The organism is Streptomyces sp. NPDC016309 (assembly GCF_043077235.1).
GTDB lineage: Bacteria > Actinomycetota > Actinomycetes > Streptomycetales > Streptomycetaceae > Streptomyces.
On sequence record NZ_JBIBSG010000006.1, the window covers coordinates 341,433 to 363,356 of the forward strand.

General features: G+C 73.0%; 20 protein-coding genes, 1 tRNA gene and 1 pseudogene. 10 read left to right on the forward strand and 12 right to left on the reverse strand.

Going from position 1 to position 21,924, the window contains the following annotated elements:
• The first annotated feature begins 152 nt into the window (after positions 1-152).
• Positions 153-884, forward strand: a complete 732-nt coding sequence (locus ACF068_RS17875) for a response regulator transcription factor (protein ID WP_392275180.1) — start codon at positions 153-155, stop codon at positions 882-884.
• A gap of 19 nt (positions 885-903) precedes the next feature.
• Here ACF068_RS17875 and ACF068_RS17880 read toward each other — a convergent pair whose 3' ends face one another.
• Complete coding sequence (locus tag ACF068_RS17880) at positions 904-1,140, reverse strand: hypothetical protein (protein WP_392275181.1); 237 nt, start codon at positions 1,138-1,140, stop codon at positions 904-906.
• A 116-nt stretch (positions 1,141-1,256) separates the two neighbouring features.
• Here ACF068_RS17880 and galT point away from each other — a divergent pair, with 116 nt between their 5' ends.
• From galT to ACF068_RS17900, 4 genes are all read left to right on the forward strand, one after another.
• Positions 1,257-2,300, forward strand: coding sequence for a galactose-1-phosphate uridylyltransferase (gene galT, locus ACF068_RS17885; protein WP_392275182.1), 1,044 nt, complete (start codon positions 1,257-1,259; stop codon positions 2,298-2,300).
• Entirely contained in the window at positions 2,297-3,274 is a 978-nt protein-coding gene (gene galE, locus ACF068_RS17890) for a UDP-glucose 4-epimerase GalE (RefSeq protein WP_392275183.1), read from the forward strand. Before galT ends, galE begins: the two co-directional genes overlap by 4 nt.
• The gene (gene galK / locus ACF068_RS17895) at positions 3,271-4,413 is read left to right on the forward strand and encodes a galactokinase (protein WP_392275184.1); all 1,143 of its coding nucleotides are present in this window, start codon (positions 3,271-3,273) and stop codon (positions 4,411-4,413) included. The genes galE and galK overlap by 4 nt, the downstream gene beginning before the upstream one ends.
• A 282-nt stretch (positions 4,414-4,695) precedes the next feature.
• Positions 4,696-5,481 (forward strand): LuxR C-terminal-related transcriptional regulator, encoded by a 786-nt coding sequence (locus ACF068_RS17900; protein WP_392275185.1) that lies wholly within the window; start codon positions 4,696-4,698, stop codon positions 5,479-5,481.
• Here ACF068_RS17900 and tamR read toward each other — a convergent pair.
• Positions 5,440-5,937: a MarR family transcriptional regulator TamR gene (gene tamR, locus ACF068_RS17905; RefSeq protein ID WP_392275186.1), complete on the reverse strand. Its 498-nt coding sequence runs from the start codon at positions 5,935-5,937 to the stop codon at positions 5,440-5,442. The genes ACF068_RS17900 and tamR overlap by 42 nt on opposite strands.
• A 131-nt stretch (positions 5,938-6,068) precedes the next feature.
• On the opposite strand from tamR, the gene ACF068_RS17910 reads away from it, so the two are divergent.
• A complete protein-coding gene (locus ACF068_RS17910; protein WP_392275187.1) occupies positions 6,069-6,908 on the forward strand; it encodes a trans-aconitate 2-methyltransferase in 840 nt (279 codons plus the stop codon).
• Between the two features lie 127 nt (positions 6,909-7,035).
• On the opposite strand, the gene ACF068_RS17915 is transcribed toward ACF068_RS17910, so the two are convergent.
• The gene (locus ACF068_RS17915; RefSeq protein ID WP_392275315.1) at positions 7,036-7,707 is read right to left on the reverse strand and encodes a TetR family transcriptional regulator; all 672 of its coding nucleotides are present in this window, start codon (positions 7,705-7,707) and stop codon (positions 7,036-7,038) included.
• Positions 7,707-8,693, reverse strand: a complete 987-nt coding sequence (locus ACF068_RS17920; RefSeq protein WP_392275188.1) for an acyl-CoA desaturase — start codon at positions 8,691-8,693, stop codon at positions 7,707-7,709. Before ACF068_RS17920 ends, ACF068_RS17915 begins: the two co-directional genes overlap by 1 nt.
• Positions 8,694-8,904: 211 nt before the next feature.
• On the opposite strand from ACF068_RS17920, the gene ppc reads away from it, so the two are divergent.
• On the forward strand, positions 8,905-11,634 hold the full coding sequence (gene ppc / locus ACF068_RS17925; RefSeq protein WP_392275189.1) for a phosphoenolpyruvate carboxylase: 2,730 nt from the start codon (positions 8,905-8,907) through the stop codon (positions 11,632-11,634).
• Between the two features lie 72 nt (positions 11,635-11,706).
• On the opposite strand, the gene ACF068_RS17930 is transcribed toward ppc, so the two are convergent.
• The 6 genes from ACF068_RS17930 to ACF068_RS17955 all read right to left on the reverse strand — a co-directional run bounded on the left by ACF068_RS17930 (position 11,707) and on the right by ACF068_RS17955 (position 16,523).
• Positions 11,707-12,177 carry a hypothetical protein gene (locus ACF068_RS17930; RefSeq protein ID WP_392275190.1) on the reverse strand — a complete coding sequence of 157 codons (471 nt, stop codon included), beginning with the start codon at positions 12,175-12,177 and terminating at the stop codon, positions 11,707-11,709.
• A gap of 98 nt (positions 12,178-12,275) precedes the next feature.
• The gene (pth, locus tag ACF068_RS17935) at positions 12,276-12,878 is read right to left on the reverse strand and encodes an aminoacyl-tRNA hydrolase (protein ID WP_392275191.1); all 603 of its coding nucleotides are present in this window, start codon (positions 12,876-12,878) and stop codon (positions 12,276-12,278) included.
• 96 nt (positions 12,879-12,974) lie between these two features.
• Positions 12,975-13,568 (reverse strand): 50S ribosomal protein L25/general stress protein Ctc, encoded by a 594-nt coding sequence (locus tag ACF068_RS17940; protein ID WP_392275192.1) that lies wholly within the window; start codon positions 13,566-13,568, stop codon positions 12,975-12,977.
• 239 nt (positions 13,569-13,807) lie between these two features.
• Complete coding sequence (locus ACF068_RS17945; protein WP_392275193.1) at positions 13,808-14,785, reverse strand: ribose-phosphate diphosphokinase; 978 nt, start codon at positions 14,783-14,785, stop codon at positions 13,808-13,810.
• Between the two features lie 108 nt (positions 14,786-14,893).
• On the reverse strand, positions 14,894-16,345 hold the full coding sequence (glmU, locus tag ACF068_RS17950; RefSeq protein WP_392275194.1) for a bifunctional UDP-N-acetylglucosamine diphosphorylase/glucosamine-1-phosphate N-acetyltransferase GlmU: 1,452 nt from the start codon (positions 16,343-16,345) through the stop codon (positions 14,894-14,896).
• A 107-nt stretch (positions 16,346-16,452) separates the two neighbouring features.
• Positions 16,453-16,523 (reverse strand) — tRNA-Gln (locus tag ACF068_RS17955).
• A 244-nt stretch (positions 16,524-16,767) separates the two neighbouring features.
• On the opposite strand from ACF068_RS17955, the gene ACF068_RS17960 reads away from it, so the two are divergent.
• Positions 16,768-18,117 carry a sensor histidine kinase gene (locus ACF068_RS17960; protein WP_392275195.1) on the forward strand — a complete coding sequence of 450 codons (1,350 nt, stop codon included), beginning with the start codon at positions 16,768-16,770 and terminating at the stop codon, positions 18,115-18,117.
• 59 nt (positions 18,118-18,176) lie between these two features.
• Here the strand turns inward: ACF068_RS17960 and ACF068_RS17965 are convergent, their stop codons facing one another.
• Together ACF068_RS17965 and ACF068_RS17970 are read right to left on the reverse strand one after the other, a co-directional pair.
• Positions 18,177-18,665, reverse strand: a complete 489-nt coding sequence (locus ACF068_RS17965) for an SUKH-3 domain-containing protein (protein WP_392275196.1) — start codon at positions 18,663-18,665, stop codon at positions 18,177-18,179.
• Positions 18,666-18,675: 10 nt separating this feature from the next.
• Complete coding sequence (locus ACF068_RS17970) at positions 18,676-19,191, reverse strand: YwqJ-related putative deaminase (RefSeq protein ID WP_392275197.1); 516 nt, start codon at positions 19,189-19,191, stop codon at positions 18,676-18,678.
• Between the two features lie 227 nt (positions 19,192-19,418).
• On the opposite strand from ACF068_RS17970, the gene ACF068_RS17975 reads away from it, so the two are divergent.
• Positions 19,419-20,402 carry an SMI1/KNR4 family protein gene (locus tag ACF068_RS17975; protein WP_392275198.1) on the forward strand — a complete coding sequence of 328 codons (984 nt, stop codon included), beginning with the start codon at positions 19,419-19,421 and terminating at the stop codon, positions 20,400-20,402.
• A gap of 7 nt (positions 20,403-20,409) precedes the next feature.
• A pseudogene (locus ACF068_RS17980) lies at positions 20,410-21,924 on the forward strand (hypothetical protein); the annotation flags it as partial.

The window sequence follows — 21,924 nt, forward strand, 5'->3', positions numbered from 1 at the left end:
ATCCCCGTGTCGCCCTGGACGGCGAACAATTCGACAATCCGGGGGGCTTCGGCCTCGTAGGGGGCGCGCGACGTCGAACAAGCGTGTAGCTTGCCGGGTCAACAGTGCTGGGGGCGGCGGGGGGCCGGCCCCAGGGGGATGGGGGATGTTCCGTGGGCGTGCGGCTCATGGTGGTCGACGACCACCGCCTGCTCGCCGAGGCGCTGGCCTCGGCGCTCAAACTGCGCGGGCACCGGGTGCTCGCCGCCGCCGCGCCCGTGGCGGGCGCGGCCGAGCTGGTGGTGAGCAGGGCGCCCGAGGTGTGCCTGCTCGGCACGGCGGCGCCGGCGCAGCCGGGGGTCTTCGACCCGATCGTGACGATCAAGCGGGAGCGGCCGCAGGTGGCCGTGGTGGTGCTCGGTCCGGTGCCGTCCCCCCGGGGCATCGCGGCGGCTTTCGCGGCCGGTGCCTCCGGTTACGTACGCCATGACGAGCGGATCGAGGGCGTGGAGCGGGCGATGGTGAAGGCCCGCGCGGGCGAGGCGGCGGTGGCGCCGCAGCTCCTCCAGGGCGCGTTCACCGAGCTGCTCAACCCGGCGGCCCAGCCGGACGACGAGGGGCAGCGGCTCATGCGGCTGCTGACCCCGCGCGAGGTGGAGGTGCTGGTGCGGGTGGCCGAGGGCGAGGACACCCGGCTGATCGCGGCCGGGATGCGGATCGCGCCGAGCACCGCGCGGACGCATGTGCAGCGGGTGCTGATGAAGCTGGGCGTCGGGTCGCGGCTGGAGGCCGCGGCGCTCGCGGCCCGTACGGGGCTGCTGGACCGGGCGGTGTCGTCCGTGGCGGTGCCGGGCGCGGGAGCGGTCCCCGGACCGAGGACGACGGAGGGGCCGGACCCCGTCTGAGGCGGTCCGGCCCCGGTGTTCACTGCGCGGGCGGGGCGGGCGGCGCGGTGATCGGGCGCAGCCGCAGCCGGACGAGGAAGAACAGCCCCGGGCCGAGCGTGCCCAGCCGGTCCCTGAGGTCGGCGTCGACGCCGACGGCCTTGTCGAGGTCGGCGTCGGAGGCGGTGGGCCCGACGACGGTGGCGAGGACCCCGCGGACGGTGAACAGGCTGTTCTGCGCGCTCGCGCGGGCGGCGAAGCCGATGCCCAGGACCACGGCGCAAGCGCTTGCGGCCGCACCGCGGCCCGCCGTTGACGCGCCTGTTGGAACATGGTCGACTATGTTTACTTCCGTTGGTTCCGAGTGGGGCGGGGTGGACGAGGCGTGTCCGAGTGAAGAAGACGTCGACCAGGCTGGCCGACGGCCGTGAGCTGATCTACTACGACTCCCGGGACGACGTGCCGCGCGACGCCGTGGACCGGCGGCCCCTCGACCCGGTCTCCACCACCGCGGAGATCCGCCACGACCCGCTGCTGGGCGACTCGGTCGCCATCGCCTCGCACCGCCAGGCCCGCACCTACCACCCGCCGGCCGGCGAGTGCCCGCTGTGCCCCTCCCGCGACGGCCGCCGCAGCGAGATCCCCGACGACGACTACGACGTCGTGGTCTTCGAGAACCGCTTCCCCTCGCTCGCCGGTGACTCCGGACGCTGCGAGGTCGTCTGCTTCACCTCCGACCACGACGCCTCCTTCGCCGACCTCACCGCCGAGCGGACCGCACTCGTCCTGGAGGCCTGGACCGACCGCACCGCCGACCTGGCCGAACGGCCCGGCGTGCGCCAGGTGTTCTGCTTCGAGAACAGGGGAGCCGAGATCGGCGTCACCCTCGGCCACCCGCACGGCCAGATCTACGCCTACCCCTTCACCACCCCCCGCACGGCGCTGATGCAGCGCTCCGTGGCCGCCCACCGCGCCGCCACCGGCCGCAACCTCTTCGACGACGTCGTCGCCCGTGAGCGCGCCGCGGCCGAACGGGTGGTCCTGGAAACCGGCGCATGGGTCGCCTTCGTGCCCCACGCGGCGCACTGGCCGTACGAAGTGCACCTCTACCCCAAGCGGCGCGTGCCCGACCTCAGGGAGCTGGACGGGGCCGCCCGCACAGAGTTCCCACAGGTCTACCTGGAACTCTTGAGGCGCTTCGACCGGATCTTCGGGGACGGGGAACCACCGACGCCGTACATCGCCGCCTGGCACCAGGCGCCCTTCGGCGGGCCGGCACGGCACGACTTCGCCCTGCACCTGGAGCTTTTCACCGTCCGCCGCACTTCCGGCAAGCTGAAGTTCCTCGCCGGCTCGGAGTCCGGCATGAGCGTGTTCGTCAACGACGTGCCGCCGGAAGCCGCGGCCCGCCGACTGCGAGAGGTGGCCACCCCGTGAGCACAGCCAAGTACCTGGTGACCGGCGGAGCCGGCTACATCGGCAGCACGGTCGCCGCGCACCTGCTGGAGGCCGGCCACGAGGTGACCGTCCTCGACGACCTGTCGACCGGCTTCCGCGAGGCCGTCCCGGCCGGCGCCCGCTTCGTCGAGGGCCGCGTCCAGGACGCCGCCCGCCACCTCGACCCCTCCTACGACGGCGTGCTGCACTTCGCCGCGTTCTCCCAGGTCGGCGAGTCCGTCACCGACCCCGGGAAGTACTGGCTGAACAACGTCGGCGGCACCATGGCGCTGCTGGCCGCCATGCGCGACACGGGCGTGGGCCGGCTCGTCTTCTCCTCCACCGCCGCCACCTACGGCGAGCCCGTCTCCACCCCCCTCACCGAGACCGACCCCACCGCTCCCACCAGCCCCTACGGCGCCACCAAGCTCGCCGTCGACCACATGATCGCGGGGGAGGCCGCCGCCCACGGCCTGGCCGCCGCCTCCCTGCGGTACTTCAACGTCGCCGGGGCCCACGGGCGGTGCGGCGAACGCCACGACCCCGAGTCCCACCTCATCCCGCTCGTCCTCCAGGTCGCCCTCGGCCGGCGCCCCGCCATCTCCGTGTACGGCGAGGACTACCCGACCCCCGACGGCACCTGCGTGCGCGACTACATCCACGTCGCCGACCTCGCCGAGGCGCATCTGCTCGCCATGGACGCCGTCACCCCCGGCGAGCACCTGGTCTGCAACCTCGGCAACGGCAACGGGTTCTCGGTCCGCGAGGTCATCGAGACCGTACGGGAGGTCACCGGCCACCCGGTGCCCGAGGTCGTCGCCGCCCGCCGCGCCGGTGACCCGGCGGTGCTGGTCGCCTCGGCCGCCACCGCGCGGGACCGGCTGGGCTGGAAGCCGTCCCGGCCGGAGCTCCCGCGCATCGTGGCGGACGCCTGGGAGTTCGCCAGGGCCCGAGAGGCGGAGAGGGGCGCATGAGGGTCGCGGAGGACTTCCGGAAGCTGTACGGGGCCGAGCCCGAAGGGGTGTGGGCGGCGCCCGGCCGGGTCAACCTGATCGGCGAGTACACCGACGTCAACGACGGGTTCGTGCTGCCGCTGGCGCTCCCGCACACCGCCGTCGCCGCCGTGTCCCGGCGCACCGACGGCCTGCTGCGCGTGCACTCCGCCGACACCGGCGAGGGCGTGGTCCGGCTCGACATCCGCACCCTGGAACCCCGCACGGGCACCGGCTGGGCCGCCTACCCGGCCGGTGTGGTGTGGGCGCTGCGCGAGGCGGGCCACCCCGTCACCGGTGCCGACGTCCACCTGGCCTCCACCGTCCCCACCGGCGCCGGGCTGTCGTCGTCGGCCGCCCTGGAGGTCGTCACCGCCCTGGCGCTGAACGACCTGTACGGGTTCGGGCTGACCGCGCCGCGGCTCGCCCTCCTCGGCCGGCGCGCCGAGAACGCGTTCGTGGGCGTCCCGTGCGGCGTGATGGACCAGATGGCGTCCGCGTGCTGCGCGGAGGGCCATCTGCTGCACCTCGACACCCGGGACCTGACGACCCGGCACGTCCCTTTCGACCTCGACGCGCACGGCCTCCGCCTGCTGGTCGTCGACACCCGGGTGCGGCACGCGCTCGGGGACGGCGCGTACGCCGAGCGGCGCGCCGGGTGCGAGGCGGGCGCGCGGGCGCTCGGTGTGCGCACGCTGCGCGAGGTGGACCATGTGCAACTGCCGGACGTCCTGGGGAGGTTGGGTGACGAAACGGTTCGCTCCTACGTCCGCCACGTGGTCACCGACAACCACCGCGTCCGCCGGACCGTGGCCCTCCTGGACGCCGGCGACGTACGGGCCGTCGGACCGCTGCTCACCGAGGGCCACGCCTCGCTCCGCGACGACCTCCGGGTCTCCTGCCCGGAGCTCGACCTGGTCGTCGCGGCGGCGACCGGCGCCGGGGCGCTGGGCGCCCGGATGACCGGCGGCGGCTTCGGCGGCTCGGCGGTCGTGCTGGTCGAGGCCGCGGACGAGGACACGGTGACCGGGGCGGTCGCGGAGGCGTTCGCGGCGGCCGGTCGCACCGCCCCGCGGGTGTTCCGGGCGGTGCCGTCGGCCGGGGCGCGCCGCCTCGTCTGACCGGCCGGCGGGGCGGCCCGTACGACCGCCGCGCCCCCTCCGGAACCGGTGGGCCGGCCCCGGCCGGGGGCCGGTCGGTTTCCCCAAGTCCCCTTCCCCTCCGGTCACCCCGCCGTACTCTGATGCACAGCACCGGTGGGGGCCGGTGCTGATCAGGGGGCGAGACAGCCGGGTACGACGCCCGGGGCGGGGGTAACAGTCACTGCACGGCGGCGGCCGTGCGACCACTGGGTACCTCGGACTCCGGGCGCCGTACCCGCAGCTGCTCCGCTTCCTCGACGCATGGGGGTGTCAGTGGTCCGTATCCGGGTTCTGGTGGTGGACGACCACCGCATCTTCGCCGAATCGCTCGCCGCCGCACTGGCGGCCGAGCCGGACGTCGACGTCGCGGCGGCCGGCAGCGGCCCCGCCGCGCTGCGCTGTCTGGACCGGGCGGCGGCCGAGGGCCGCCGGTTCGACGTCCTGCTCGTCGACGCCGACCTGGGCGCCGCGGCGGCCCCGGCGGTCGCCCGGGCGGTGCCGGACAACGGCGAGGCCGTCGTGGACGGCATCTCCCTGGTGTCCGGGGTCCGCGAGGGCCGCCCCGAGGTGCGGACGGTCGTGCTGGCCGAGAAGGACGACCCGGCGCGGGCCGCGCTCGCCCTCCAGGCGGGCGCCTCGGGCTGGGTGGCCAAGGACTGCTCCCTCCAGCGCCTGCTGACGGTGATACGCGGTGTGCTGCGCGACGAGACGCACCTGCCGCCCGCGCTGCTCACCGGGGTGCTGCGGGAGCTGACGGCCGCGCGCAAGCACCGCACCGAGAGCGAGCTGCTGGTGGAGTCGCTCACCCCGCGCGAGCGCGAGGTGCTGCGCTGCATGGTGGCGGGGCTGGGCCGCAAGGCGGTCGCGGAGCGGCTGTTCCTGTCCCCGCACACGGTGCGTACGCATATGCAGAACGTGCTGGGGAAGCTGGGCGTGCACTCCACGCTGGCCGCGGTGGCGCTGGCGCGCCGCGCCGGTGTGGGGCCGGCGGAACCGGTCGCGGGGTTAGCCGGGGATGTTGTCGAACGGGGCGGTCAGCTGGCGTAGCAGCGCGGCCAGTTCGGCCCGCTGGGCGCGGGACAGCTCGGCGAGGATCGCCCGCTCCTGCGCGAGGAGCCCGGCGAGTGCCTGGTCGGCGCGGTCGCGGCCCTCGGAGGTGAGGCGGACGAGGACGCCGCGCCGGTCGCTGGGGTCGGGCAGCCTCTCGACCAGGCCCTTCTTGGCCAGCCGGTCGATGCGGTTGGTCATGGTGCCGGAGGTGACCAGCGTCTGGGTGAGGAGCTGGCCGGGGGAGAGCTGGTACGGGGCTCCCGCGCGGCGCAGCGAGGTCAGGACGTCGAACTCCCAGGGCTCCAGGTTGTGCTCCGCGAAGGCGAGCCGCCGGGCCCGGTCGAGGTGGCGGGCCAGCCGGGAGACGCGGCTGAGCACCTCGAGCGGTTCCACGTCGAGGTCGGGGCGCTCGCGGCGCCATGCAGCGACCAGTCGGTCGACCTCGTCCTCCATGGCGATCAGTGTAGGGGATCTGTCGATGTGAAGTCTCTTGACGTCAAGAAATATTCGGCTGGACCATGGGGCATGACGGGGCCGGGACTCCGTTCCGCTTCGGTACTTCGTTCCAGCAAGGGGGCACGAACATGTATTCCGCACCGATCTGGGATCCACAGCAGTACCTGCGCCACTCCACCCACCGCACTCGACCGTTCCTCGACCTGCTCGCCCGCATACCGGAACTGCCCGCCGTCGCCCGGGGCCGTTCCCCCCGCATCGCCGACCTCGGGTGCGGACCCGGCAACGTCACCGCGCTCCTCGCCGACCGATGGCCCGACGCCCGCATCACCGGCTTCGACCTCTCGCCCGAGATGCTGGAACAGGCGGAGAAGCACCACGCCGGCACCACCGACGGCGGCGGCTGGCTCGACTTCCGCCCCGCCGACGCCGCCCACTGGACGCCCGACGAACCGTACGACCTGATCGTCTCCAACGCGGCACTCCAATGGGTACCGAACCATCCCGAGTCCTTCCCCGTCTGGACCGAGGGGCTCGTCCCCGGCGGCACCTTCGCCTTCCAGGTCCCGGCCAACTTCACCTCACCCAGCCACGCCCTTCTCGGCGAACTGTGCGAGACCCCGCAATGGCGCTCCCGCCTCGCCGACCACGGCCGCCGCTTCGTCCACATCCTCGACGCCGCCGACTACCTCACCCGCCTCGCCGACCTCGGCTGCGCCGTCGACGTCTGGGAGACCGTCTACTCCCAGCTCCTCCAGGGCGACGACCCCGTCCTCGACTGGGTGAAGGGCACCGCGCTGCGGCCCGTCCTCACCGCGCTGGACGGCGACGGCGAGGCGGTCGCCGAATTCCTCGGCCAGTACCGCGACCTGCTCCGCAAGGCCTACCCGCCCGGGCCCCACGGCACCGTCTTCCCCTTCCGCCGCGTCTTCGCGGTCGCCACCCGGAGCCAGGAGCCGACGGGGTGACGCCCCACTTAGCGAACCCGGACCCGGACCCGGACGCAGACCGGCCCCCGCCGGTCCGCCGCGGCAACCCACCGCGGCGCCCCGACGGGGGCCGTAGCCGCGCCGGCGTCCCGGGCGGCGCATCACGTCAGCTCTTGCGGTGACCTATCAGCCGCGGCTTCGGCTCCAGACCGTCCAGACCGTGCCAGGCCAGGTTCACCAGATGCGCGGCGACCTCCGCCTTCTTCGGCCGGCGGGCGTCCAGCCACCACTGGCCGGTCAGCGCCACCATCCCCACCAGCGCCTGCGCGTACAGCGGCGCCAGCTTCGGATCGAAACCCCGGGCCTTGAACTCCAGCCCCAGGATGTCCTCCACCTGCGTGGCGATGTCCGAGATCAGCGACGCGAACGTGCCCGTCGACTGCGCCACCGGGGAGTCCCGCACCAGGATCCGGAAACCGTCCGTGTACGTCTCGATGTAGTCCAGCAGCGCGAACGCCGCCTGCTCCAGCAGCTCCCGCGGATGCCCGGCCGTCAGCGCACCCGTCACCATGTCCAGGAGCTGGCGCATCTCCCGGTCCACGACGACCGCGTACAGGCCCTCCTTGCCGCCGAAGTGCTCGTACACCACCGGCTTGGAGACCCCGGCCTTCGCCGCGATCTCCTCCACCGACGTGCCCTCGAAGCCCTTCTCGGCGAAGAGCGTGCGGCCGATGTCGAGCAGCTGCTGCCGGCGCTCGGCGCCCGTCATCCGGACCCGGCGTCCCCGCCTGGGTTTGTCACTGCCACTGCCACTGCCGTCGATCGCCACACCGTCCATCATGCCGCGTTCGCGGCGCGGTCCTGGCGTCGGGCTTCGATGCGCTCGGCACTCGGCCAGCGCACGTCGTACGCCCAGCCCAGCTTCTCGAACCAGCGGATCAGCCGGGCACTGGAGTCGATCTGCCCCCGCATCACTCCGTGCCGGGCCGACGTCGGGTCGGCGTGGTGCAGGTTGTGCCACGACTCACCGCACGACAGCACCGCCAGCCACCACACGTTCCCACTGCGGTCCCGCGACTTGAACGGGCGCTTGCCCACCGCGTGACAGATCGAGTTGATCGACCACGTCACATGGTGCAGCAGCGCCACCCGCACCAGCGAGCCCCAGAAGAACGCCGTGAAGGCGCCCCACCACGACATCGTCACCAGACCGCCGACGACCGGCGGGATCGCCAGCGACAGCACCGTCCAGCCGATGAACCAGCGCGAGATCGCCCGGATCGCCGGGTCCTTGATCAGATCGGGCGCGTACTTCGCCTGCGGGGTCCGCTCCTCGTCGAACATCCACGCGATGTGCGCCCACCACAGGCCCTTCATCAGGGCCGGCACCGTCTCACCGAACCGCCACGGCGAATGCGGGTCGCCCTCCGCGTCCGAGAACTTGTGGTGCTTGCGGTGGTCCGCCACCCAGCGCACCAGCGGCCCCTCCACCGCCAGCGACCCCATGACGGCGAGGGCGATCCGCAGCGGCCGCTTCGCCTTGAACGAACCGTGCGTGAAGTACCGGTGGAAACCGATCGTGATGCCGTGGCAGCCGATGAAGTACATCGCCACCAGCAGCCCCAGGTCCAGCCAGCTCACCCCCCAGCCCCACGCCAGCGGCACCGCCGCCAGCAGGGCCACGAAGGGAACCGTGATGAACAGCAGCAGGGCGATCTGCTCGATCGAACGCTTGCTGTCCCCGCCGAGGGTGGCGGGCGGCAGATCCGGAGAGGGGGAAGCGGACGAGTCCGAGGTATCGAGCACGTCGGGGCTTGTGGTCATAGGGTCCCCTGGGGGTGAGGGATGCGACGGAAGCAGTGGCTACGGTTCCGTAACCTACGGCGACGTAAGTATGGCAGCGGTTCGGCACGCGGCAAGAGGCCTGCGAACGACGCCGCCGGAGGGACACCTATCCTGGGTGTCGTCGGACAGCGCGGTCCGCAGCCTCCAGTACCCCTCCAGACGTGCTCAAACACTGCAAGGAGCCGCACCTGTGAGCAGTGCCGACCAGACCCCCTCCGCCAGCGCCGAGCTGCGCGCCGACATCCGCCGACTGGGCGACCTGCTCGGCGAGACCCTCGTCCGGCAGGAAGGACCCGAGCTCCTCGACCTCGTCGAGAAGGTCCGCCACCTCACCCGCGAGAACGGCGAAGCCGCCGCCGAGCTGCTCGGCGACACCGACCTGGAGACCGCCGCCCGCCTGGTGCGCGCCTTCTCCACCTACTTCCACCTCGCCAACGTCACCGAGCAGGTCCACCGCGGCCGCGAACTGCGCGAGAAGCGCGCCGCCGAGGGCGGCCTCCTCGCCCGCACCGCCGACATGCTCAAGGACGGCGACCCCGAGCACGTACGCGAGACGGTCAAGCACCTCAACGTGCGTCCCGTCTTCACCGCCCACCCCACCGAAGCCGCGCGACGCTCCGTGCTCAACAAGCTCCGCCGCGTCGCCGAGCTGCTGGAAACCCCCGTCATCGCCTCCGACCGGCGCCGCCACGACCTGCGCCTGGCCGAGTCCATCGACCTCATCTGGCAGACCGACGAGCTCCGCGTCGTCCGCCCCGAGCCGACCGACGAGGCCCGCAACGCGATCTACTACCTCGACGAGCTCCACGCGAACGCCGTCGGCGACGTCCTGGAGGACCTGGCCGCCGAGCTGGAGCGCGTCGGCGTCGAGCTGCCCGCCGGCACCCGCCCGCTGACCTTCGGCACCTGGATCGGCGGCGACCGCGACGGCAACCCCAACGTCACCCCCGCCGTCACCTGGGACGTGCTGATCCTCCAGCACGAGCACGGCATCACCGACGCGATCGAGCTGATCGACCACCTGCGCAGCCAGCTCTCCAACTCGATCCGTTACGCCGGCGCCACCCAGGAGCTCCTCGACTCCCTCCAGCAGGACCTGGACCGGCTCCCCGAGATCAGCCCCCGCTACAAGCGGCTCAACGCCGAGGAGCCCTACCGGCTCAAGGCGACCTGCATCCGCCAGAAGCTGGTCAACACCCGCGAACGCCTCGCCAACGGCACCCCGCACCAGGAAGGCCGCGACTACCTCGGCACCGCCGAGCTGATCGCCGACCTCACCCTGATCCAGACCTCCCTGCGCGAGCACCGCGGGGGCCTCTTCGCCGACGGACGGATGGACCGCACCATCCGCACCCTCGCCGCCTTCGGCCTCCAGCTCGCCACCATGGACGTCCGCGAACACGCCGACGCCCACCACCACGCCCTCGGCCAGCTCTTCGACCGCCTCGGCGAGGAGTCCTGGCGGTACGCGGACATGCCCCGCGACTACCGGCAGCGGCTGCTCGCCAAGGAACTCCGCTCCCGCCGCCCGCTGGCCCCCACGCCCGCACCGCTGGACGCCGCCGGCACCAAGACCCTCGGCGTCTTCCACACGGTCAAGGAAGCCTTCGAGCGCTTCGGCCCCGAGGTCATCGAGTCCTACATCATCTCGATGTGCCAGGGCGCCGACGACGTCTTCGCCGCCGCCGTCCTCGCCCGCGAGGCCGGCCTCATCGACCTCCACGCCGGCTGGGCCAAGATCGGCATCGTGCCGCTGCTGGAGACCACCGACGAGCTCAAGGCCGCCGACGTCATCCTCGACGCCATGCTCGCCGACCCCTCCTACCGGCGCCTGGTCTCCCTTCGGGGCGACGTCCAGGAGGTCATGCTCGGCTACTCGGACTCCTCCAAGTTCGGCGGCATCACCACCAGCCAGTGGGAGATCCACCGCGCCCAGCGCCGGCTCCGTGACGTCGCCCACCGCTACGGCGTCCGCCTGCGCCTCTTCCACGGCCGCGGCGGCACCGTCGGCCGCGGCGGCGGCCCCTCGCACGACGCGATCCTCGCCCAGCCCTGGGGCACCCTGGAGGGCGAGATCAAGGTCACCGAGCAGGGCGAGGTCATCTCCGACAAGTACCTCATCCCGTCGCTGGCCCGCGAGAACCTGGAACTGACGGTCGCCGCCACCCTCCAGGCGTCCGCCCTGCACACCGCGCCCCGCCAGTCCGACGAGGCACTCGCCCGCTGGGACGCGGCCATGGACGTCGTCTCCGACGCCGCCCACACGGCCTACCGGAGGCTCGTCGAGGACCCCGACCTGCCGACGTACTTCCTGGCCTCCACCCCCGTCGACCAGCTCGCCGACCTGCACCTGGGCTCGCGGCCCTCCCGCCGCCCCGGCTCGGGCGTCTCGCTCGACGGACTGCGCGCCATCCCGTGGGTCTTCGGCTGGACGCAGTCCCGCCAGATCGTCCCCGGCTGGTACGGGGTGGGCTCCGGCCTCAAGGCGCTGCGCGAGGCCGGCCTCGACGCCGTGCTCGACGAGATGTACGAGCAGTGGCACTTCTTCCGCAACTTCCTGTCCAACGTCGAGATGACCCTCGCCAAGACGGACCTGCGGATCGCCCGCCACTACGTCGAGACCCTCGTGCCCGAGAACCTCCGCCACGTCTTCGACGACATCGAGGCCGAGCACGCGCTGACCGTCAGCGAGGTCCTGCGCGTCACCGGCGGCAAGGAACTGCTCGACTCCAACCCGGTCCTCCAGCAGACCTTCGCCATCCGCGACGCCTACCTGGACCCGATCTCCTACCTCCAGGTCGCCCTGCTCGCCCGCCAGCGCGCCGCCGTCGAGCGCGGCGAGGACCCCGACCCGCTGCTCTCGCGGGCCCTGCTCCTCACCGTCAACGGCGTCGCCGCCGGCCTCCGCAACACCGGCTGACACCCACCGCGCACCGCACGAAGGGGGCGCCCGGTTCTCACCGGGCGCCCCCTTCGTCACGCGTACGGCCGCTCACAACGCGAAGAACGTCCCCACCAGCAGCGCCCCGCCCAGCGACGCCGACACCCAGGCCAGCCGCGTCAGCCGCATCCCGCCACCGATCACCAGCGCCGCCAGCAGCAGCGCCCCGCCCAGCGGCAACCACGCGTGCAACCCGCCGGACCAGCCCGTACGCACCAGCTCCGTCGTGTCCGGCTTCCTCACCACCGCGTACCGGCCACCCTTGCGCACCGCCACCGAGTGCTCGATCGTCAGGTCCGTACGCGTCGTCCCCGCCGGTCCCTCCGGGACGAACCGCCCCGTGCACAGGTCCGCCGAACAGCCGGTGACGGTCAGCGTGCCGTGCTCACGGCCCTTCGACAGCAGCACGTGCTGGGCCGTGCCCCATGACGCCCACGTCCCCGCCACCACCAGCAACAGCGCCACCAGGGCCATCGCGGCACCACGGGCATACGGGAGGGCTGACGTCCGCTTCTTGCTCATGGGGCGCGATCCTCTGGCACACGACCGCACCCGGTCAATTCCGGTCCGGGACGGTCAGGAGTCGGAGCGGACTCGGAGCGGACTCGGTGAGGAGCCGGTCAGGAGTTGTACGCGGACTGCGCCCGCTCCAGGCCCTCCGTCACCAGGCACTCCACCGCGTCGGCCGCCCGGTCCACCAGGTAGTCCAGCTCCTTGCGCTCCGCCGACGAGAAGTCCTTCAGTACGAAGTCGGCGACCTGCATCCGCCCCGGCGGACGCCCGATGCCGAACCGCAGCCGGTGGTAGTCCGCCCCCATCGCCTTCGTCATCGACTTCAGACCGTTGTGCCCGTTGTCCCCGCCGCCCAGCTTCAGCCGCATCGTCCCGTAGTCGATGTCCAGCTCGTCGTGCACCGCCACCACATGCGCCGTCGGCACCTTGTAGAAGTCCCGCAGCGCCGTCACCGGACCGCCCGACAGGTTCATGTACGACATCGGCTTCGCCAGGACCACCCGCCGGCCGGCCGGCCCCGGCGGACCGATACGGCCCTCCACCACCTGCGCCTGCGCCTTGCCCGCCCGCTTGAACTTCCCGCCGATCCGCTCCGCGAGGAGGTCGGCCACCATGAACCCGACGTTGTGCCGGTTCGCGGCGTACTCCGGCCCTGGGTTCCCCAGGCCCACGATCAGCCAGGGAGCACCGGCCTCCGTCGCCGTCGTCATGTCGTCAGTCTCCTCGTGTGCGTACAGGTACACAGAACAGGGAAACGGGGTGGCGGGCCGCAGCCCGCCACCCCGTCAAGCAGAGCCCAGGACGGCTCAGGCCTCGGCGGCCTCTTCGCCCTCGGCGGCCTCGCCGGCCGGCTCCTCGGCCTGCGCGGCCAGGACCTGGAGCACGACGGCGTCGGCGTCCACGGCCAGGGAGACGCCCTTGGGCAGCTCGATGTCCTTCGCCAGGACGGAGGCACCGGCCTCCAGGCCCTCGACGGAGACCGTGACGGACTCGGGGATGTGGGTGGCCTCGGCCTCGACCGGAAGCGCGTTCAGCACGTGCTCCAGCAGGTTGCCACCGGCGGCCAGCTCGCCCTCGGTCTGGACCGGGATCTCGACCGTGACGGTCTCGCCACGCTGCACGAGCTGGAGGTCGACGTGCTCCAGGAAGCCCTTCAGCGGGTCACGCTGCACGGACTTCGGGATGGCCAGCTCGTTGGTCTTGCCGTCGATGTCCAGGGAGATCAGGACGTTCGGCGTACGCAGCGCCAGCAGCAGCTCGTGGCCCGGCAGCGTCAGGTGGATCGGGTCGGAACCGTGGCCGTAGAGAACACCCGGAACCTGGTTCGCGCGACGGATGCGGCGGGCGGCACCCTTGCCGAACTCGCTACGGGTCTGAGCGGTGAGCTTCACCTCGGACATATGCACTCCTCGTAAGTGACAGGCGGATCAACGGTCTGGGGGCGCCCCCTGCTCCGAAGGAGCTTGGGGGAGGTCACCCGGCCACGACTGGACTTGGCCTGCTACGAAGAGCGCGTCGATAACGGACCGCCGCACCTGATCGGATGCGGCCTCCCTCGCCGAGCAACCGCACCAGTCTAACGGAAAGCGGAAGGCCGCCCCGACGCACGGCCGGGGCGGCCTTCCGATCACGCGGTGGATCAGCCCTGCTCCTCGAAGAGGCTCGTCACCGAACCGTCCTCGAACACCTCACGCACCGCGCGGGCGATCGTCGGCGCGATCGACAGCACCGTGATCTTGTCGAGCTCCAGTTCGCCCGGCGTCGGCAGCGTGTTCGTCAGGACGAACTCGCTCACCTTCGAGTTCTTCAGGCGGTCGGCCGCCGGACCCGACAGGATGCCGTGCGTCGCCGTGACGATCACGTCCTCGGCGCCGTGCGCGAACAGCGCCTCGGCGGCCGCGCAGATCGTGCCACCGGTGTCGATCATGTCGTCGACCAGGACGCACACCCGGCCCTCGACCTCGCCGACCACCTCGTGCACGGTCACCTGGTTGGCGACGTCCTTGTCACGGCGCTTGTGGACGATCGCCAGCGGCGCGTCCAGCCGGTCGCACCAGCGGTCCGCCACCCGCACACGGCCCGCGTCCGGGGACACCACCGTCAGCTTCGAACGGTCCACCTTGGCGCCCACGTAGTCCGCCAGCACCGGCAGCGCCGACAGGTGGTCCACCGGGCCGTCGAAGAAGCCCTGGATCTGGTCCGTGTGCAGGTCCACCGTCAGGATCCGGTCCGCACCCGCGCACTTCAGCAGGTCCGCCACCAGACGGGCCGAGATCGGCTCACGGCCGCGGTGCTTCTTGTCCTGCCGCGCGTAGCCGTACGACGGGATGATCACGGTGATGCTCCGGGCCGAGGCCCGCTTCAGAGCATCGATCATGATCAGCTGCTCCATGATCCACTTGTTGATCGGAGCCGTGTGGCTCTGCATCAGGAAGCAGTCCGCGCCACGGGCCGACTCCTGGAACCGGACGTAGATCTCACCGTTGGCGAAGTCGAACGCCTTCGTCGGCACGAGGCCGACACCCAGCCGGTGCGCGACCTCCTCGGCCAGCTCGGGGTGGGCGCGGCCGGAGAAGAGCATCAGCTTCTTCTCGCCGGTCGTCTTGATCCCGGTCACAGCACTGTCTCCTCAGACGTGTTCCCTGGCCGCGACCACTTTCGCGCGAACCAGCCGAATTTGTGTGCACGTATCACGGTACGCCGAGTTCGACGCACCTGTTTCCGGTCAGTCCTCGCCGACGGCCTGCTCGGAGGCCGTCGTGGCCGCCTGCGCGGCCGCGCTGCCGGGCCGCTTCCGGGCGACCCAACCCTCGATATTCCGCTGCTGTCCTCGGGCGACCGCGAGCGAACCGGGCGGCACGTCCTTGGTGATCACCGACCCGGCGGCGGTGTACGCGCCGTCCCCGACCGTGACAGGAGCCACAAACATGTTGTCCGAGCCGGTACGGCAGTGCGAACCGATCGTCGTGTGGTGCTTGCTCTCGCCGTCGTAGTTCACGAACACGCTGGCGGCACCGATGTTCGAGTACTCGCCGATCGTCGCGTCGCCCACGTACGACAGGTGCGGGACCTTCGACCCCTCGCCCACCCGGGCGTTCTTCATCTCGACGTACGTACCGGCCTTCGACTTCGGCCCCAGCAGCGTCCCGGGGCGCAGGTACGCGTACGGACCCACCGTCGCCCCCTCGCCGACGTCCGCCCGGTCCGCCACCGTGTTGTCCACCCGGGCGCCCCGGCCGACCCGCGTGTCCTTCAGCCGGCTGTTCGGACCCACCTCGGCGTCCTCCGCGAGGTGCGTCGCACCCGTCAGCTCGGTGTTCGGGTGCACCACCACGTCCCGCTCGAACGTCACCGTCACGTCCAGGAACACCGACGCCGGGTCCACCACCGTCACCCCGGCCATCATGGCCCGCTCCAGCAGGCGGCCGTTCAGCAGCCGGCGGGCCTCCGCGAGCTGCACCCGGTTGTTGATCCCCAGGATCTCCCGGTGGTCGCCCGCCACCGACGCGCCCACCCGGTGACCCGCCTCGCGCAGGATCCCCAGCACGTCCGTGAGGTACTCCTCGCCCTGGCTGTTGTCCGTCCGGACCTTCCCCAGCGCGTCCGCCAGCAGCGTGCCGTCGAAGGCGAACACCCCGGAGTTGATCTCACGGATCGCCCGCTGCGCGTCCGTCGCGTCCTTGTGCTCCACGATCGCGGTCACCGCGTCCGTCTCCGGGTCCCGGACGATCCGCCCGTACCCCGTCGCGTCCGGCACCTCGGCCGTCAGCACGGTCACCGCGTTGCCGTCGGCGGCGTGCGTCGCGGCCAGCGCGGTCAGCGTCTCGCCCGACAGCAGCGGGGTGTCCCCGCACACCACCACCACGGTCCCGTCCAGCGCCCCGGCGCCCAGCTCCTCCAGGGCCATGCGCACGGCGTGGCCGGTGCCGTTCTGCTCGTGCTGCACGGCGGTGCGCGTACCGGCGTAGAACTCGTCGAGGTGCGCCGTCACCTGCTCCCGGGCGTGCCCGACGACGACGCACAGGTGCTGGGGGTCGAGCTCACGCGCGGCCGAGACCACGTGCCCCACGAGCGAGCGCCCGCAGATCTGGTGCAGGACCTTGGGGGTCTTCGACTTCATGCGGGTGCCCTCACCCGCTGCGAGGACGACGACGGCTGCCGGGCGGTTGGCGCTCACGGGAATGCCCTTCGGCTTCGGGTGGTGGACACCCGAAGGATACCGGGGGGTTTCACGGCGGAAATGAGGGCGGGTCCCGACCGTGGAGGTCAGGACCCGAACCGGGGCTCCCGGGGAAGGAATCGAACCCTCATTCAATGGACCAAAACCATTTGTCCTGCCATTAGACGACCCGGGATAGATAGCCCTTTATGTCCGATTTCTTCGACCGGCTGTGAGGGCAGCCCCTACTATGCCGTACCCGGCCCCCTCGATGCGACGGTACGACCCGGCGCTCTTCAGCACGTCGACCGCCGGGCATCCGCGGTACGTCACCCCCGTGTTCTTCGAGGGATTCGCGTGCGTTCCGGGGGTGGATCGGCCCGGACGGGGCCGGCGGGCTGGCCGGAAAAGGGGTCGCGGGCGCCCGTAGGCTGATGGACATGACCACAACGGGGGCAGACCAGGACGCCGCGGGTGCGACCGCCCGGGGCCGGTGGTGGTGGGGGCGGCGGCGCAGTGCCGTGCTGGACGTGACGCTCGGGGCCGTGTCGGCGCTGGAGTGCGCGGCGGAGGGGGTCGGGTTCGCGGACGACGCGGGGCTGCCGGTGCCCGTGGGGGTGCTGTTCGGGCTGCTCGCCGGGTCGGTGCTGGTGGTGCGGCGGCGGTGGCCGGTCGCGGTGGTGCTGGTGTCGATCGCGATCACCCCGGCCGAGATGGGCTTCCTGATGGGGGTCGTCGGCCTGTACACGCTGGCGGCGTCCGAGGTGCCGCGGCGGATCATCGCGGTGCTGGCGGGCATGTCGCTGGCGGCGGTGCTGATCGTGACGTTCGTGCGGCTGCGGCAGGACATCGCGTCGGCGGACTTCGATCCGGGGCCGTGGTACGTGCCGCTGACGGCGGTCGTGCTGGCGCTGGGGGTGAACGCGCCGCCCGTGCTGTTCGGGCTGTACATCGGGGCGCGGCGGCGGTTGCTGGAGAGCCTGCGGGAGCGGGCGGACAGCCTGGAGCAGGAGTTGTCGCTGCTGGCGGACCGGGCCGAGCAGCGGGCGCGGATGGCGCGCACCGAGGAGCGCACGCGGATCGCGCGCGAGATGCACGACGTGGTGGCGCACCGGGTGAGCCTGATGGTGGTGCACGCGGCGGCGTTGCAGGCGGTGGCGCTGAAGGATCCGCAGAAGGCGGTGAAGAACGCGGCGCTGGTCGGGGACATGGGCCGGCAGGCGCTGACGGAGCTGCGGCAGATGCTCGGGGTGCTGCGGGCGGGGGACGAGGTGGCTCCGGTGCGGGAGCCGGCGGTGTCGCCGGCGGCCGTGGGGCGTGCCGCGGCGGCCGCGGCCGTCGGAGGGCCGGACACCGCTGGGGCGGACGCCGCGGGGGCGGTGGCCGTGGACGAGGGGCCGTGCCTGGACGCGGTGGAGGAGCTGGTGGAGCAGTCGCGGCAGGCCGGGACGGCGGTGGAGCTGCGGGTGACGGGGGAGGTGCGGCCGTGCGGCGCGGCGGTGGAGCGCACGGCGTACCGGGTGGTGCAGGAGGCGCTGACGAACGTCCACAAGCACGCGCCGGGGGCGAAGGTGGTGGTGCGGCTGGCGCACCGCGAGGGCGAGGTGGCGATGCAGGTGGAGAACGGTCCGTCGGACGGGCGTACGGCGGACGCGGGACTGCCGAGCGGCGGCAACGGCCTGGTGGGGATGCGGGAGCGGGTGACGGCGCTGGGCGGGGTGTTCGTGTCGGGGCCGACGGACGAGGGCGGGTTCAAGGTGTCCGCGGTGCTGCCGGTCCCGGGCTCCTGAGGGCCGGGGCGGCGCCCGGCTTCCGGTGCCCGGGGCGGCGTCCGGTGCCGGGGGCCGGCTCAGGTGGAGGTGAGGCGGGCGGGCTGGGCGCCGGTGACGAGGGTGGCGAGTGCCTGGTCGATGCCGGGGCCGAGGTACCAGTCGCCGGCGTGGTCGAGGCTGTAGACGCGGCCCTCGGCGTCGATGGCGAGCACGGCCCGGTTGTCGGCCTCTTCGCCGAGGGGGGCCATGTCGGTGTCGAGGGCGCGGCCGAGGTCGGCGAGGCTGCGGGCGTGGTGGAGTCCGGCGAGCGGGTCGAGGTGGACGGGCACGGGGGCGATCTGGCGGCCGGGTCCGGGTGCGGTGATGCGGAGGCCGCCGAACTCGGCCCAGACCTCGACGGCCGCCGGGAAGACGCTGTGGCGGTGGCCGGCGGGGGAGACGTAGCCGCGCAGGGTGTCGGCCCAGTGTTCGGCCTGCTTGATGTCCCAGCGGCCGGGCTGCCAGCCCGCTTCCCTGAGGGCGGCGTCGACGGCGACGGGGAAGCGGGTGGTGTTCAGGTCGGGCATGTGCGTGCGGTCAGCCGTTCTGGGCGGTGGTGGGGTCGACGGGACGTACGCCGAAGTGGGCCAGGAGCGCGGTGCAGGAGCGGCAGGGGGCGGCGTAGCTGCCGTGGAGGGGGTCGCCGTCCTCGCGGATGCGGCGGGCGGTGATCTTGGCGTGCTTGAGGGAGCGGCGCGCCTCGCCCTGGCTGAGGGGCTTGCGCTGGGCGCGCTTGGAGCGGCCGCTCTCGGTGGCGGTGAGGTGGCGGGACAGCAGGATCGCCTCGGGGCAGCGGCCGGTGAAGCGTTCGCGCTGGCCGCTGGTGAGGGTGTCGAGGAAGTCCTGTACGAGGGGGTGCAGGACGGGCGGCCGGTCGCCCCGGCCGGCGGTGCAGGTGAGGGTCTCGCCGCGTACGGAGAGTGCTGCCCCGACGGTGGGGAGGATGCCGTCGCGGCGGTGCCGGAGTATCGGGGTGAGATCGGGGCCGGTGCTGCTCCAGCTGAGGCGTGGGTCGCCGCTGGCGGGCGTCGTGCCTGGTCGCGCTGCCTGCATGGTCTGTGTCGTCCCCTCTGCAATCCCCCGAGTTGCGGGGACCAGCCTGCCAAATGGGTGAGCTGATGGGGAAGCGGGGGCGCTGAAACGTGTGATCGGTGTGTCGTGCGGTCGCCTGTGGGTCACCTGAGTGTGACGGGTGGTCACCGTCATGGTGGGCGGGTTCCCCCTCCCGGGGCACCGCATAGGCTGTGCGGACCAGCCAGCAGCAGCAGGGGGCATCCGCCATGACGACAGGTCGGCTCGGGCAGCACAGTGCCGCGCCACCGAACGCGGCCTACGCCGGGCAGGTCGTGCACTTCCCGGACCCGGTCCGGGCCGCCCGGCATCCCGGTGGGGTGCGGGTGGACGAGAACGGCCGCCCGGACTTCTCGCCGTACGCGCGGGCGGCGGCGGAGATCGCCGAGCCGCCGGAGGGTTTCGGCGTGGACGAGTTGCGACTGACGGACTACGTGTCCGCGAACGCCGCGCTGTCCGCGGCGGGGCACGAACTGTGGGACACCGTTCCGGCGGTGGCGACGCCGCACGGCTGGACCTGGCACCACGTGGCCGGGACGCGGCGCATGGAGCTGGTGCCGGTGGAGGTGAAGGCGCTGCTGCGGCACCACGGGGGGCTGGCGACGGCCGCCGTGGACCACGGCAAGCGCGGTACGCGGCCGTTGCAGGAGACCCGTCCGGCGCACTTCGGGCTGCCGAAGGGCGCGCTGTCGGTGTCCGAGGCGCAGTTGCAGGGCGTGGAGGAGGACCTGGGGTACCGGCTCCCCGGTGCGTACCGGTCCTTCCTGAAGGCGGCCGGCGGGTGCGCCCCGGTGGGCGCGGCGTTGGACGCGGAGCTGGGGCTGCTGGTGGACCAGCCGTTCTTCACGGTGCGGGACGAGGCCGCGGTCAACGACCTGGTGTACGTCAACAAGTGTCTGCGCGATCACCTGACGAAGGACTACCTCGGCGTGGCCTTCGTCCAGGGCGGTCTGCTGGCGGTGAAGGTGCGGGGCGGTGGTGACGTGGGGTCGGTGTGGTTCTGCGCCTACGACGACGCGCGGGACCAGGACGGTCTGACGGTGCAGGAGCGGGTGGAGCGGTTGCTGCTGCCGTGCGGGGCGGATTTCGACGAGTTCCTCCAGCGGCTGGCGGGCGGTCCGCCGGAGCTGGAGACGGTGGCGAACCTGATGGTGGACGGCGGCTTCGCGCGGGCCGTTCCGGTGGGGGAGTGAGCGTTCGATGGTGACCTTCGCGCAGGCGCAGGAGCGGGCGGAAGAGTGGATCAACGGCGACGTGCCCGCGTACCAGCACCGCGAGGTGCGGGTACGGGAGTTCGAGCTGGGGTTCGTGGTGTGGGCGGAGGACCGGGAGAACGGACCGACGTCGGACGGCGGCCGTCAGCGGCTGGTGATCGCCCGGGACAGCGGGGAGGCCACGCTGTGGCCCGCCCTGCCGGTGGGTGAGGTGATCCGCCGGTACGAGGAGGAGTACGGGGCGCCCGCGGGTGCGCCTGCCGCTCCGGCGGCGGCGCCGCCGGAGCGCATTGATCTGAACCAGACCTCGTTCCTGCTGACGCCGCCGGAGTGGTTGCAGGACGCGGCGGACCGGATGGGCATTCCGGACCGGCGCCAGGAGGGCGCGGATTCCGGCACGGGTGCCGGTGCTGATGCCGGTGCCGGTGCCGGTCGTACGGGCGGGGAGCAGGGGGCCGCGGTGTCGTCCGGGACGCCGGACCCGGCACCGGTTCCGCCGTCCGCCCCGGCTCCGGTTTCGGCTCCGGACCCGGCTCCGGTTCCGCCGTCCGCCCCGGTTCCGGCTTCGGCTCCGGATCTGGCTCCGGCTCCGGTCGACGCGGCGCCCACGGACGAGGCGCCTTCCGGCGCGGTGGCCGCTCCGGCCGCCGACCCGGCGCCGTCCGGGCACCCCGGGCCGTCCGCCGGGGGCTCCCACGGGGGGAGCACCGCCTGGCCGGCCCCGCCCGGGGACCACGAGCCGACCGCGCCCGAGGGGGTGCCCGCCTCCGCGCCGTGGAGCGACGTCAACGCCCCCGGCGCCGAGGGCGACGACGCCTCCGTACCGCTGCCCGCGACCGTGTTCGCGCCGCCGCTGTCCGGCTCGGACGACGACGACACGCCGCCGCCCGCGGTGGGCGCGGACGCGCCGACGGCACTGATGTCGGGCGGCAGCCAGTTGCCGCGTACCGCCATCGTGCCTTCCCTGGACCTTCCGGGCTCCTCGGGCGGGGACATCGCGGACGCCGCCACCGGCAAGGCCGGCCTCCCGCCGCGCGGCGCCAGGCCCTCGCGCGGGACCGGCCCGACGACCCCGCCGCCGCCCGGCGCGCCGGGGACCCCGGGAGCGCGGCCGCCCGTCTCGGGCCCGGGCGCGCCCGGGGCACCGGCCGGCGGCTACGTACCGACGCAACTGGTCTCGCAGCTCCCGCCCGACGCCACACCGCCGCCCGCCGGTCCCGGTACGCCTCCGACCCCGGCGCCGCCCGCGCCTCCGGGGTCGACGCCGCCTCCGGGTGGTGGGGTGCACCACGCGGCGACGATGCTGGCGCACCCGGGTCCGGGTGGGCCCGGTACGCCGGCGCCGCCCGGCCCGCCCGGCGCTCCGGGTGCTCCCGGCACGCACGGCGGTCCCGGTACGCCTCCGCCCCCGGCGCCGCCCGCGCCTCCGGGGTCGACGCCGCCTCCGGGTGGTGGGGTGCACCACGCGGCGACGATGCTGGCGCACCCGGGTCCGGGTGGG

Bases quoted from the DNA above. Each gene is read 5' to 3' on its own strand.
- galK (WP_392275184.1), top strand. From the start codon at position 3,271: ATGAGGGTCGCGGAGGACTTCCGGAAGCTGTACGGGGCCGAGCCCGAA.
- ACF068_RS17900 (WP_392275185.1), top strand. From the start codon at position 4,696: ATGGGGGTGTCAGTGGTCCGTATCCGGGTTCTGGTGGTGGACGACCAC.
- tamR (WP_392275186.1), bottom strand. From the start codon at position 5,937: ATGGAGGACGAGGTCGACCGACTGGTCGCTGCATGGCGCCGCGAGCGC.
- ACF068_RS17910 (WP_392275187.1), top strand. From the start codon at position 6,069: ATGTATTCCGCACCGATCTGGGATCCACAGCAGTACCTGCGCCACTCC.
- ACF068_RS17915 (WP_392275315.1), bottom strand. From the start codon at position 7,707: ATGGACGGTGTGGCGATCGACGGCAGTGGCAGTGGCAGTGACAAACCC.
- ACF068_RS17920 (WP_392275188.1), bottom strand. From the start codon at position 8,693: ATGACCACAAGCCCCGACGTGCTCGATACCTCGGACTCGTCCGCTTCC.
- ACF068_RS17930 (WP_392275190.1), bottom strand. From the start codon at position 12,177: ATGAGCAAGAAGCGGACGTCAGCCCTCCCGTATGCCCGTGGTGCCGCG.
- pth (WP_392275191.1), bottom strand. From the start codon at position 12,878: ATGACGACGGCGACGGAGGCCGGTGCTCCCTGGCTGATCGTGGGCCTG.
- ACF068_RS17940 (WP_392275192.1), bottom strand. From the start codon at position 13,568: ATGTCCGAGGTGAAGCTCACCGCTCAGACCCGTAGCGAGTTCGGCAAG.
- ACF068_RS17960 (WP_392275195.1), top strand. From the start codon at position 16,768: ATGACCACAACGGGGGCAGACCAGGACGCCGCGGGTGCGACCGCCCGG.
- ACF068_RS17965 (WP_392275196.1), bottom strand. From the start codon at position 18,665: ATGCCCGACCTGAACACCACCCGCTTCCCCGTCGCCGTCGACGCCGCC.
- ACF068_RS17970 (WP_392275197.1), bottom strand. From the start codon at position 19,191: ATGCAGGCAGCGCGACCAGGCACGACGCCCGCCAGCGGCGACCCACGC.
- ACF068_RS17975 (WP_392275198.1), top strand. From the start codon at position 19,419: ATGACGACAGGTCGGCTCGGGCAGCACAGTGCCGCGCCACCGAACGCG.